10 protein-coding genes are annotated in these 13,723 nt (G+C 43.3%); 4 read left to right on the plus strand and 6 right to left on the minus strand.

Annotation, left to right across the window (positions count from 1 at the left end; genetic code table 11):
• Window positions 1-69: 69 nt before the first annotated feature.
• The 3 genes from F0227_RS08400 to argC all read right to left on the minus strand — a co-directional run bounded on the left by F0227_RS08400 (window position 70) and on the right by argC (window position 3,179).
• Entirely contained in the window at window positions 70-1,281 is a 1,212-nt protein-coding gene (locus F0227_RS08400; protein WP_171752744.1) for an argininosuccinate synthase, read from the minus strand.
• 96 nt (window positions 1,282-1,377) lie between these two features.
• Window positions 1,378-2,166, minus strand: coding sequence for an acetylglutamate kinase (gene argB, locus F0227_RS08405; protein WP_171752745.1), 789 nt, complete (start codon window positions 2,164-2,166; stop codon window positions 1,378-1,380).
• An 8-nt stretch (window positions 2,167-2,174) separates the two neighbouring features.
• A complete protein-coding gene (gene argC / locus F0227_RS08410; RefSeq protein ID WP_171752746.1) occupies window positions 2,175-3,179 on the minus strand; it encodes an N-acetyl-gamma-glutamyl-phosphate reductase in 1,005 nt (334 codons plus the stop codon).
• 156 nt (window positions 3,180-3,335) lie between these two features.
• Here argC and argE point away from each other — a divergent pair, with 156 nt between their 5' ends.
• From argE to F0227_RS08425, 3 genes are all read left to right on the plus strand, one after another.
• Complete coding sequence (gene argE / locus F0227_RS08415) at window positions 3,336-4,469, plus strand: acetylornithine deacetylase (protein WP_171752747.1); 1,134 nt, start codon at window positions 3,336-3,338, stop codon at window positions 4,467-4,469.
• A gap of 235 nt (window positions 4,470-4,704) precedes the next feature.
• Complete coding sequence (gene ppc / locus F0227_RS08420; protein WP_171752748.1) at window positions 4,705-7,338, plus strand: phosphoenolpyruvate carboxylase; 2,634 nt, start codon at window positions 4,705-4,707, stop codon at window positions 7,336-7,338.
• A gap of 445 nt (window positions 7,339-7,783) precedes the next feature.
• Entirely contained in the window at window positions 7,784-8,323 is a 540-nt protein-coding gene (locus F0227_RS08425) for a PadR family transcriptional regulator (RefSeq protein ID WP_171752749.1), read from the plus strand.
• Window positions 8,324-8,450: 127 nt separating this feature from the next.
• Here F0227_RS08425 and metF read toward each other — a convergent pair whose 3' ends face one another.
• The 3 genes from metF to F0227_RS08440 form a co-directional block, all read right to left on the minus strand.
• Window positions 8,451-9,338 carry a methylenetetrahydrofolate reductase gene (gene metF, locus F0227_RS08430; protein ID WP_171752750.1) on the minus strand — a complete coding sequence of 296 codons (888 nt, stop codon included), beginning with the start codon at window positions 9,336-9,338 and terminating at the stop codon, window positions 8,451-8,453.
• Window positions 9,339-9,524: 186 nt separating this feature from the next.
• The gene (locus F0227_RS08435) at window positions 9,525-11,930 is read right to left on the minus strand and encodes a bifunctional aspartate kinase/homoserine dehydrogenase II (RefSeq protein ID WP_171752751.1); all 2,406 of its coding nucleotides are present in this window, start codon (window positions 11,928-11,930) and stop codon (window positions 9,525-9,527) included.
• Complete coding sequence (locus tag F0227_RS08440) at window positions 11,931-13,097, minus strand: O-succinylhomoserine (thiol)-lyase (protein WP_171752752.1); 1,167 nt, start codon at window positions 13,095-13,097, stop codon at window positions 11,931-11,933.
• Window positions 13,098-13,355: 258 nt separating this feature from the next.
• Here F0227_RS08440 and metJ point away from each other — a divergent pair, with 258 nt between their 5' ends.
• Entirely contained in the window at window positions 13,356-13,676 is a 321-nt protein-coding gene (gene metJ / locus F0227_RS08445) for a met regulon transcriptional regulator MetJ (RefSeq protein ID WP_171752753.1), read from the plus strand.
• Window positions 13,677-13,723 lie beyond the last annotated feature (47 nt).

Consider the following 13,723-nt stretch of genomic DNA (forward strand, 5'->3'; position numbering starts at 1 on the left):
GTGTTCTTTAATTATGTCTTTTATCTGATAGACGCCGTGCCTATAGGCACGGCGGCCAATACTGAATGGTTACTTTTGAGTGTTTAGAGTACGAATTCGACTAGCTAACGAGTAAAGACGGATAAATCCAGCGGCATGACTTTGGTCATACACATCATCTTCACCAAATGTTGCAAAACGCTCACAGTATAAACTGTTATTAGAACGTTTTTGAGTCGCTGTTGCATGACCTTTATAAAGCTTAATCACCACCTCACCGTTAACATCTTGCGCCAGTTCTTCTGTTGCAGCAAGAATAGACTTACACAAAGGCGTAAACCAACGGCCATCATAAATTAGGTGTGCGGCTTTGATTCCAAGTTCTTCACGGAACTCATAAGAGCTTTTATCCAAAACAAGCTGCTCTACAGAACGCAACGCTTCCATCATTATGGTGCCACCGGGAGTTTCGTAACAACCACGAGATTTCATCCCTACTAGACGGTTTTCAACGATATCAATACGACCAATACCGTGTTTCGCACCCTTTTCATTTAGGTACATTAAAGTGTTGTATGGTGTCATTGCTTCACCATCCACTTCTACAATTTCACCTTTCTCTACTTTAATAGAGACATATTCCGCTTCATTTGGCGCTTGCTCAGGACTGTTTGTCCATGCCCAGCAATCGTCATTAGGAGCATTCCATGTCTCTTCAAGTACGCCACCCTCAGTGGAGATGTGCCAAGCATTGGCATCACGCGAATAAATTTTAGTTAAAGAAGCAGAACAAGGAATATTACGCTCAGCCAGATAGTCTAAACACTCTTCACGGCTGACTAAGTCCCACTCACGCCAAGGAGCAATAACATGCAAATCAGGGGCAAGCGCTGCGAAAGCACTCTCAAAACGTACCTGATCATTTCCTTTACCTGTACAACCATGAGCTAGCGCATCTGCATTCACTTTACGAGCACATTCCACTTGCGCTTTGGCGATAATTGGACGCGCCATAGAGGTACCAAGAAGGTATTTACCTTCGTACACAGCACCGGTTTTCAATGATGGGTAGATATAATCCGCCACCATTTGCTCTTTTAAATCCGCGATATACACTTCAGATGCACCAGAAGCGATAGCTTTCTCTTCGACACCTTCAAGTTCTTCATCACCTTGGCCAACATCGGCAACAAAAGCGACAACTTCACAATCATAATTCTCTTTAAGCCACGGAATGATTACTGATGTATCTAGACCGCCGGAATAGGCTACGACTACTTTATTTACTTTAACTTGACTCATTTTTCTCTCCTAATCCCGTTACTGCACTGGCGGTCAGTTACTCGGGTTATAAATCCATTTATCTATTTAATATCCAATTTGCTTATACAAATCTGTTTACTGAGGTAAGAACTGGGTACCAATGCTCTTACCTGAAAATAATTCGGTTAATTTTTCAGGGTAGCGCCATGTTGCCACTTCAATCGGCCTACCTAGTTCATTGGCCGCCTGTAAAGCAGCCTGAACTTTCACTATCATGCCGTCTGTAATCACTTTCCCTTGAATCAAGCTATCTGCTTCGCTTTGGCTTAAGTTAGCAAGTAAGTGGCCTTTTCCATCCAATACACCGCTAACATCAGATAGCAGCACTAACTCTGCATCCAAAGAGCCAGCAACGGCTACCGCTGCTTGATCGGCATTTACGTTCATCATCTGGCCCTTATCAGTCAAACCGATAGAGCTGATGATAGGCACTGAACCTAGGTTCAAAATAGCCTGAACCATGGCAGAATTTCCGGGTGTTGCTTTACCCACTGCACCGAGCTCTTCATCAAGTTGCTCAACCTTACATAGGCCGCCGTCAGCTAGGCATAAACCAACCGCGTTCAAACCGTTTTTTATCGCTTCGCCTTGTAATAACTTATTGGCGGTTCCTGCCAGCGCTCCCGCGATTTCTGGAATTTGCTCATAAGGTGTAACACGTAGGCCATTTTTCTTTACGGTATCCAGTTGTAGCTTCTTCATCAGCTCATCAACCAAATATCCACCACCATGTACAATCACTAGGTCGCGCTCGGCTTGTCGTTGGTACTCTTTAATGGCGTGAAAAAGCTTTCCAAGGGTGTCCGTGCTCGAAAGTGCAGCGCCGCCCAACTTAATCACTAATGGTTTTAGTTTTTTGGTCATTTTCATTCTCACAAAAGTGAAGTAAGCGGCATAAAGCCGTTACGAAGGTTTAAACACTGCATCGCATGACTCGATGCACCCTTTAAAAGATTGTCTATTGCTGATACTACGATGATGTGCTCACCTTGGACCTTCCAGCCGATGTCGCAGTAAGGTGTGCTCTCTACATCTTGTATCGCAGGTAATTGTTGATATTTCACCCGAACAGCAGGTTGATTCTTATAGGCTTTATCGAAAGCATTATTAACGTCAGCTTCCGACACCCCATTGGCCAACTTCATTGTAATCGTGGCCAAAATGCCTCTTTTGAAATTACCAAGGTGGGGAGTAAATATGACGTCACAACCAAGGTGATTAGCTATCTCAGGTTGATGACGATGGGTAAACAGTCCGTATGGTTGTAAACTCACTTCGCAAAAACTGTTTACCATGCTGGCTTTACGGCCTGCGCCTGACACGCCACTAACTGCATTGATGACAGGCCACTGGTTTAGATCGAGAAAATTCATTTCAACAAGTGGTTTGATGGCCAGTTGGGACGCAGTGGGATAGCAACCGGCAACAGCGATAAGATCAGACTGCTTGATCTGCTCTTCATTCCACTCAGCTAATCCATAAACCGCTTTATCCAACAAATCTGAATGTTTATGCTCAAAACCGTAATAGTCTTGATAAAAATCACTGTGATTCACACGATAGGCACCCGATAGATCAAATACCTGACACCCTTCCGCCAAGAAGACCGGGGCAAGATCATGGCTCACTTCATGTGCAGTAGCTAAGAAAACCACATCAGACGATTTAGCAACAGAATGAACATCAGTAAGTGCTTTGACAGGCATATCCACAACGCCAGCAAGCTTATTGTGTAAGCTCCCGACAGATTTATCTGCGTCTATACTATTGGCGGAAACATACAAACCTGTTAGCTTGAGCTCAGGGTGTTTTGTTACTAAAAGAGCGAGTTCTGCTCCTGTATAACCGCTAGCGCCGATAATTGTGGTTTTTAACATCTCATAACACTCATAAAATTAGAAAAATAAGCAAAGTCTAAAATGACTATTAATACCTAAAAAGCATCATTATCCGGTTTTTTATTCATAAATAATGATTTAATATGCTTTGTATCGTCTTATCGGTTATCTGTCAATAGGGGAAGTGAAGATAATATGAAAATACCTAAGTTTACTGATGTCTATAGAGGGCTCATTTCTACCTCATCAATTAGCTCTACAGACCCTAGCTGGGATGAAGGAAACAGCAAAGTTATCGAACTTTTAGCCAATTGGCTTAAGGACTTAGATTTCGATGTTGAAGTAGAAAAGGTGGCAAAAGGCAAATTTAACTTACTTGCTAAACGAGGAAGCGGTGATGGCGGGCTACTTTTAGCAGGCCATACTGACACTGTTCCATTTGATCAAGGACGTTGGAATTTTGATCCTCATGCTCTCACCGAATCAAATAACCGCTTTTATGGGTTAGGCACTGCAGATATGAAGGGCTTTTTTGCTTTTATTATTGAAGCTGTAAAAAAAGTGGATTGGAAAACGCAAACAAAACCTGTTTATATTCTTGCCACCTGTGATGAGGAGACCACCATGCTAGGTGCTCGTCATTTTACAGAGCAGACAACAATACAACCGGACTACTGCATTATTGGTGAGCCAACTAGCTTGGTACCAATTCGCGGACATAAAGGGCACGTCGCCAATGCGATTCGGGTAACAGGCAAATCAGGCCACTCCTCAGATCCTTCCCTTGGCGTCAATGCTATTGAGATCATGCATGAGATACTGTTTTCGTTAATGCAGCTTAGAGATAAGCTAGTGAAAGAGTACCATCATCCAGGGTTTGCTATTCCATCCCCTACTCTTAATCTTGGTCATATTCATGGCGGAGATAGCGCTAACCGCATCTGTGGCTGTTGTGAACTTCATTATGATGTTCGACCGTTACCGGGAATTAGCCTAGATGGTTTGGATAATATGTTACGAGGTGCGTTAAAAGAGTTAGAAAGCAAATGGCCAGATAGAATCACCATTACTCCGCTTCATGAGCCTATTCCCGGCTATGAGTGCTCAGACAGCCCATTAATAACCGGAATGGAGAACATATGCGGAGTTGACTCAGAAACCGTCAACTACTGTACGGAAGCTCCATTTTTACAGCAGCTCTGTCCCACTCTTGTTCTCGGTCCAGGCTCAATAGATCAAGCCCACCAGCCTGATGAGTTTTTAGCTTTTGAGTATATTGAACCAACAACCAATATCCTCGCAAAAGCGATTAGGCAGTACTGTTTTTAACCTTAATCATCTGAAACTGTAATAATATCACTGCTTTTCTCCATATCTCACGAGTGATTCTGAAATTTTATTTCAGAATCACTTTATGAAAACGATTAACAAATGACCATAATCAAATAAAGTGAATTAAAACCATTATGAGATGCGCTTTATTTGACTCAGTAGGCAGAAATTAGCTAGATTGTTTAGATATCAAGGACAAGACACTGTAATTTAATTACCAGGCAGGAATAGAATGAACGAACAATACTCTGCTTTAAAAGGCAATGTGCGTATGTTGGGCCAACTACTTGGCACAACCATTAAAAATGCACATGGCGATGAGATGCTGCAACAAGTTGAGCGTATTCGCCAACTCTCTAAGTCAGCAGAACGCGATAATGACACCCAAGCACGAGATGCTTTAATCAAAGAGATTTCAGCATTAACAGACGAACAGTTAAACCCTGTTGCCCGTGCGTTTAATCAGTTCCTCAACTTAACCAATATCGCTGAGCAATATCACACCATTTCAAGACATTGCGACGCCAATGTTTGTGAACCAGACGCGATCAACTCGCTGTTTTCTAAGCTGACTGAAAATAAAATCAGCAAACTGGATGCCGCCCAGTCAATAAAAGATCTAAATATTGAACTGGTACTGACTGCTCATCCGACGGAAATTGCCCGTCGTACCATGATCAATAAGCTGGTGAAGATAAATCGCTGTTTATCTCAATTGGAGCTTACTGATCTATCCAGTAAAGAGCGTCGTAACAATGAACGTCGTTTAGAACAGTTGATTGCTCAATCTTGGCATTCAGATGATATGAGAAAGCAACGCCCTTCTCCATTAGATGAAGCTAAATGGGGTTTTGCCGTGGTAGAAAACTCACTATGGCAAGCGGTGCCTGACTTTCTAAGAGAGTTAAACCACAAAGTCACTGAATATTTAGGTGAAGGACTCCCTATTGATGCGCGTCCGGTGCACTTTTCATCATGGATGGGAGGCGATCGCGACGGTAACCCGTTTGTAACCCACACCATCACTCACGAAGTATTGCATTTATCTCGTTGGAAAGCGGCGGATCTCTACCTTAATGACATTCAAGAGTTAGTCAGTGAACTGTCGATGATCGACTGCACCGATGAACTGCGTGAACTTGCTGGTGATGCTCACGAACCTTATAGAGCAATTTTAAAAGAGATTCGAACTCAGCTAATCGACACACTGGAAGTGTTAGATGCCAAGATCAACGGCACTGAAGTTCCAAACAAAGCGATTATTACTCACATAGATCAGCTTTGGGTTCCTCTCTACGCGTGTTACCAATCGCTACATCAATGCGGAATGGGCGTCATTGCTGATGGCTCACTGTTAGATACACTTCGCAGAGTTAAAGCATTTGGCATCCACCTTGTTCGCTTAGATATTCGACAAGAAAGTACTCGCCACTCAGACGTATTATCAGAGCTCACTCGATACTTGGGTATTGGCGACTACAACCAGTGGAGCGAGAACGACAAGATATCCTTCCTTGTTAATGAACTAAGCTCAAAACGTCCACTTTTACCTCGTGACTGGCAGCCTTCAGAACCGGTTCAGGAGGTTTTGGACACCTGTAGGACGATTGCAGGTCAATCTCGCGATGCATTTGGTTCATATGTCATATCCATGGCAAAAACAGCCTCTGATGTATTAGCGGTCCATCTGCTATTACGAGAGTCTGGTTGTCAGTTCCGCATGGATGTTTGCCCACTGTTTGAAACCTTAGATGATCTCAATCACTCAGAAACCGTGATTAAGCAGCTACTCAGTATCGACTGGTATCGTGGCTTTATTCAGGGGCATCAAATGGTGATGATTGGTTACTCTGACTCAGCTAAAGACGCCGGCGTTATGTCTGCTGGTTGGGCGCAGTACAGTGCGATGGACGCATTAGTTGAAGTGTGCGAACAAGAAGGTATTGAACTCACTCTTTTCCACGGCCGTGGAGGAACGATTGGTCGAGGAGGGGCGCCAGCACATGCCGCACTACTGTCTCAACCACCGAAGAGCTTAAAAGGTGGCCTTCGCGTTACTGAGCAAGGAGAAATGATTCGCTTCAAACTTGGTTTACCTGATGTCGCCGTAAATAGCTTTAATCTCTACGCCAGTGCAATACTTGAAGCAAATTTACTACCACCACCTCAGCCAAAGCAGGAATGGCGTGACCTGATGGACGTGCTGTCAGAAGTCTCTTGTGAGTCATACCGAAAAGTAGTACGAGGAGAACCGGACTTTGTTCCTTACTTCCGAGCAACCACTCCGGAGCAAGAACTCGGCAAACTACCACTTGGCTCTCGTCCATCAAAACGAAACCCAAATGGTGGGGTAGAGAGCTTAAGAGCGATTCCATGGATCTTCTCTTGGAGTCAAAACCGCTTAGTTCTGCCAGCTTGGCTTGGTGCCGGTGAATCCATTCAGTACTCTATCGATAAAGGGCATCAAAACCTATTGGAAGAGATGTGTCGTGAATGGCCATTTTTCTCTACCCGCTTAGGTATGCTAGAGATGGTTTACTCGAAATCCAATATTGAGATTTCTCGTTATTATGATCAGAGATTAACTGACAAGTCATTGTGGCGCTTAGGCGATCAATTAAGAGCGCAGCTACAAAGTGATATTAAAACGGTATTGAATGTCGAGAACAACGAGAACTTAATGCAAAGTAACCCTTGGGGACTTGAGTCTATTCGCCTTCGTAATATCTATGTACTGCCGATGAACATTCTGCAAGCAGAGCTATTATATAGAACTCGTCAAACAGAGAACCCATCACCGGAACTCGAAGAAGCACTAATGGTAACCATTGCAGGCATTGCCGCTGGCATGCGTAATACCGGTTAAGCTGAATCGATAACCGTTAAACGGGCAAAGCTAAATAATCTGTTTTTTAGCTTTGCCCTCTCCACCAATACCCACCAGTGTGACTCGATAAATAGACGTTCACAGTGGCAACTCTTGCTTTATTCAAAACAGAAATTTCTCTTATTGAGAGGTTTGTCAGCTTTTCAAGCAAAATGCGCTCACCGAATATTCCTTGGTGCATATTTAATGGTATGCTTATGCCCCTCTGTGCCGCCATATATACTATACTAAATTCATAAAGGCACAGATTAGAAAGAGATTCACTCTTTCAATTCCTAGGTGATTAACGGCAAATGTGAAGGTGATATGACCATTCAAGTTAATTTGAGTGGACTAGTTTAAACTGCAATTATATTCGTGACATAGAAGCACAAACGCAGTTAAACAATAAATTTACAATTTACTTTTTAATTGGATTTAAGACATGTCATTACCACACGTAATCTTAACCGTTCTAAGCACTCGTGATGCTACCGGATACGACATAACAAAAGAGTTTTCATATAGCATCGGATACTTCTGGCGAGCAAGCCACCAGCAAGTATATAGAGAGCTAAATAAAATGGCTCAAAATGCACTCGTCACATGTGTACTTCAACCTCAAGAAGGAAAACCAGATCGTAAGGTTTATTCCATTACTGATGAAGGTCGAAAAGCATTAGGCGAATGGTTTGAGCAGCCAACAATTCAACCCACTGTTCGAGATGAGTTTAGTGCTAAGTTAATGGCTTGTGCTATTGAACCAAGCGCGACATTCGAAGAACAAGTATCAGCATTGATTGAAGAATCAAAGCAGTTAATCAAGCACTATAACGAGATTGAAGCTGAGCAATATGCAAATCCTGCTAGCTTAGATAAGTCTGCTCGTTTAGAAAGATTAACACTTCGTCGTAACCTATTTATGCGTGAAGCATGGGTGAGTTGGGCGGAAGAGGTTCAAGCTGAACTTAAAAGCATGAGCTAAAAAGCATGAACTAATGCGGTTCTACTAGCAATCAAGGCTCATAAGTCATGCTTACGAGCCTTGATTACTCTTTTTCACAATAAACTAAAACCATCATTGCTCGAATAACGGTTAGCTTACCCTACTATTATACGGTCGGTCTTACCCCAAGGGTATGACATAATGCGTAAGTCATCTCAGCTCGATTCAAAGTATAAAAGTGGAAATCTTTTACCCCTTCCCGGCTTAAAATTCTTACCATGTCTATCGCCTGACTAGCCCCCAACAATTGACGAGTGGTAGGATCTTCATCTAAGCCTTCAAACTGTTGTGCCATCCATCCCGGAATTTTTACATTGTTCATTTTGGCAAAGCGCGAAGCTTGCTGAAAATTCGATACTGGCAAAATACCCGGTACTATTTCAACATCAATTCCTGCCGAGACGCAGCGATCACGAAATCTTAGGTAACTTTCAACATCAAAGAAAAACTGCGTGATAGCACGATTCGCTCCGGCATCCACTTTACGCTTTAAATTAAGTAAATCTGATTGCGCACTTTTCGCTTCTGGGTGCACCTCTGGGAAAGCAGCTACTGAAATATCAAAATCGTGTTGCTCTTTAAGTAACTCAACCAAATTAGACGCATACATTTCTGGAACACCACCACCAGCCGGAATATCACCACGTAGTGCAACAATGTTTTTAATCCCATTTTGCCAATAGTCATTCGCAATGGTAATCAACTCATCACGACTCGCATCAATGCAGGTTAAATGCGGTGCGGCAACAAGACCTGTCTGGTCTTTGATCTCTTTTATGATGGAGTGTGTTCTGTCTCGTTCACCAGAATTTGCACCATAAGTAACCGAAACAAATTTAGGCTGTAATTTTTTAAGGCGATGAACTGAGTTCCACAGCGTCTCTTCCATCTTTTCGCTGCTTGGCGGAAAAAATTCAAACGAGACATTAATATCACCTAACTCAGCAATATTTTGATTTAATGCATCTAGGTGGCTGGCGTGTGTATAACTCATGGCTTGCTCCCTGCCCTTAAAATAAGAAATTCGCTAATTCCATTCGACGTTTAGACGTCCATATGTCTATAGAATGAATTGAATTGTGATCAATGTCAACATGTAAATAACAACAAATCGACAGATTGAGGCGACCAGCCTTTCAAAAAAGAAATGCTGGCCTCAGATGTTAGACATCCATATTGATTAAAATAAACTCGACAAGCGATTAATATCCGATTGAATAGCACCAGCGGTTACTGCTCGTCCTGCTCCTGGCCCTCGAATGACTAAAGGGTTGTCTTTATACCAGTGACTCTCAATAGCAAAAATATTGTCACATGGCAGCAAGTTGGCAAGGGCGTGATCTCGATTAAGGGCTTCAATACCAACAGATGCTTGACCATTCTTCTCCAGCCTAGCCACATAACGCAGCACTTTATCTTCACGCTGCGCTTTGGCTAACCGTTTAGCCAAAATATCACTCAATAGCTCACTCTGGTCAAAAAACTCATCAATAGTCAGATCGTTCAGCTCTTCAGGAACCAAGCTTTCTACTTTGACATTCTCAGGTTCAATACTTAACCCTGACTCTCTGGTTAAAATAACCAACTTCCTCATCACATCGGAGCCATCCAGATCCGTTCGAGGGTCAGGTTCAGTTAAGCCTTGTTGCCACGCTAACTCCATTAACTCATGAAACGCTATCGAACCATCAAACTGCTGAAATAACCAAGAGAGTGTCCCAGAGAAAATACCCGACAGAGCAACGATATTGTCTCCACTTTCACGCAAATCCCGCACGGTATGATTTACCGGTAACCCTGCACCTACCGTGGCATTGTATAACCAGTGGCGACCTGTTTTTTGAAAGGCATTCTGAGTTTTATAATAAAACTCGCTAGAAGAAGAGCCTGCTACTTTGTTAGCAGAAATCAGGTGTAATCCTTTTTCTGCAATATCTGGATACTTATGAGCAATCTGATGACTTGCCGTCACATCAAGAACAATCACTTCATCATACTCTTGCTGATGCGAGAGCTTCTCTATCCAATCATGCCCATCATGTTCTATTGCCTCGTCTTGGTACTGATTGAGTGCGGCATGAACATCAAGTCCTTCTAGGTTCATAAAATAGCGCTGACTAGTGACAACCGCGATCAAATCAAAACTCATACCGCGACGTTTTTCCAGCTCTTCTTTCTGCTTAGCAAACAACTCTAACCAGCTAGAACCTATATTGCCTTTGCCACACAACACTAAGCCGACTCTCTTCTGTGCTTGGAAAAGCTGTCGATGGATCCCTTGCACCAATTGAGAGCTGTCGACCTTTCTCAATACAGCCACCACACTTAATCCTGATTCGGCTTGGCAAATAAACTCAACCGGACAATTTTTAAGTTGCTGATAAAAACCGTGACTGTGAATCGGGTTACCCGTTACGCCAGCACCCACTGCCCCGACCATGCTGTAGCCTTCTCTTAGACGAATCTCTCCCTCTATGGCCGCGTCTTGAAGAAACGCCAATGCACCACCAACAAGCTCGGAGGTATAGGCTAACAATATCTCCCCTTGATCAGGCTGAATATCAAACGCTAAAGGTTGCAGTTGTGCTCTCTGTAAGCTGCTTAAGATCTCGCCCTGCGCTCGATCAAAGTCGTGCGCATGACCAATATTAAGTTCAATCAATAACACTTCGTCTAATGACGTGATGATTTTTGCGCCACGGCCAGAGGCAAGTACACGTTCGATTCTTGTTGAGCCCGCTTCAGGTTGATAGCTGCATCTTAGGTCGAGATCCATTGCGCTCTGTGCCACAGGTTGTAATGTCCGGCTATGCAATACAGGAGCCGCAAGCCGAGCAAGTTCACTCGCTTCATCTAACCTTAACAAAGGCAACAAACAGGCATCTTTCACTTTACGCGGATCAGCACTGTACACACCGGCGACATCACTCCAAATCGTCACTCTACAAGCATCAGCAAGTGCACCGATAATGGTGGCGGAATAATCCGAACCGTTTCGTCCCAACAGTACCGTTTCGCCTGACGCGCTCTGCGCCATAAAACCTGTAATAACCAACTTATGATGAGAATGCTGTGCTAACGTCTCAACCAGCAAAGGTCTAGAGCGTTTTCTATCCACTTCAGGTTGCGTGCCTTTTTCTGCACGCAGAAACAGCCTTGAATCCAACGCGATAGCAGGTTGTTGCTTCTGGTTAAGCAGTGCAGTTAACAGTCGAGCTGACCAAATTTCACCATGACCAAGAACATTCGCGACTTGTCCGTCCGACAGTGGTGCCATAAGCTCACCAATCGCAGAGACTTCGCTATTTAATTGTTGTAAAAGAGGCTCGCAATCATCCACTAACTCTTCAATCAATTGCGATTGAAACTGCCGCAAGTCCATCAACAACTCATGGGCTAATCGGCCGTCTTTATTAAGGGCAGCTAACCACTCTAATAGTTTATTGGTGGTGTCTCCCGCTGCAGACACCACGATTAAATCCTCTTCCGTTGAGTACTCTGATAGTAAAGTCACAACGCGTCGGTAACATTCGGGATCCGCTAGACTACTGCCACCAAACTTGTGCAACTGACGTACTTGGCTCATCTAAGCTTCTCCCTCAACTACAGCGAATGCATGCTGTAAATCGGCAATAAGATCTTGGCTATCTTCAAGGCCGATAGATAATCTCAACAGTTGCTGGGAAATTCCCGCCTCTTGTAACGCTTGTTCTCCCATTGCTCGGTGGGTCATTGAAGCTGGGTGACAAATCAAGCTTTCGACACCGCCCAACGACTCTGCAAGAGAGAATAGTGTCAACTCATTAACAAAAGTTTTTAACTGATCGTCTGTACCGGAATACTCAAAACTCAGCATGGAACCAAAGCCACTCTGCTGTTTTTTCGCAATATCATGGCCCGGATGATCTGGCAGACTAGGATGGTATATTTTTGCGACTTGTTTTTGAATTTGCAAAAATTCCAGCACCTTTTGAGCGCCCTCTTCATGAAGCCTCATTCTGGCACCAAGAGTTCGTATTCCCCTTAGTGTCATGTAACTGTCGAATGGAGTCCCCGTCGCACCTATGCAGTTTCCCCACCACGCGAGCTCTTCAGCATGTTGTTCACTTTTCGTGATCACGACACCACCAATAACATCGGAGTGGCCATTGATATACTTGGTCGTTGAGTGAACAACAAAGTCAGCGCCTAGTTCTAATGGCTTTTGGTATATCGGTGTCAAAAAGGTATTGTCCACTGCCACTAGCGCTCCAACCTTACGCGCTTTTTCACATATTTCTGCAATATCAACAACCCGAACCAGTGGATTAGACGGCGTCTCTAATAAAATTAATTTAGGCGATTTTTCTAATGCAGCATCAAGCTGTGTACTATCTGATTGATCGATAAACTCAACGTTAAAATCCCCTTTATTCGCTCGTGTATTGAACAACCTATGCGTACCACCATAGCAATCATGTGGTGCAACGATGAGATCATTTGGCCCTAAGTAAGCGGACACAAGCAAGTTTAGAGCAGATGTTCCGCAGTTAGTGACCACGGCCCCTACACCCGATTCTAGCTCGTAAAGAGCCTGCTCTAGCAGACTTCGATTTGGATTTCCGGAGCGGGTATAGTCATACTTAGGAACATCGCCAAAATGAGGAAAACTATAATTAGTAGATAGATAGATAGGAGGAACAACTGCTTGGTGTTGCGTGTCAGATTCTATTCCAGTGCGAACAGCAATTGTTGCTGGCTTCCGTTTAGTCATAAGATGGTTTTCCTTTCCATATATCTTTACTGAGTGCGTCAATTAACGCGTAATGTAAACTATAGTTTATTTGTTGCTACTGAGCTTATCTGTTATTACGCCATTTGTTATCATGAGGCTTATTATTAAGCACTTTACTTGCCATTAGCTAGGACGTCAATACCTCTAGACGTCTATATGTCTTTGCTTATGGCAGTAAATCCAGCTAAAATCGACAGTTATAATTATTATCTAGTATTTCATATTTAAAGGTGCGCAATGGCAGACTGGAATGGTGACTACATTAGTCCTTATGCAGAACATGGAAAAAAAAGTGAACAAGTTAAGAAAATCACGGTATCTATTCCATTAAAAGTATTAAAAGTATTGACGGACGAACGTACACGACGCCAAGTAAATAACTTGCGACATGCCACCAATAGCGAACTATTATGTGAAGCTTTTCTACACGCTTATACTGGGCAACCTTTGCCAACAGATGAAGATTTAAGAAAAGACAGACCGGATGATATTCCAACAGAAGCCAAAGCAATGATGACCGCAATGGGCATTGAGTTTGAAGCCTTCGATGAAGAATAATTAATAAAATGGCCGCTCCATGGAGCGGCCATTTTATTATCTGTGTA

It is taken from the genome of Vibrio sp. 99-8-1, assembly GCF_013114595.1.
Lineage (GTDB): Bacteria > Pseudomonadota > Gammaproteobacteria > Enterobacterales > Vibrionaceae > Vibrio.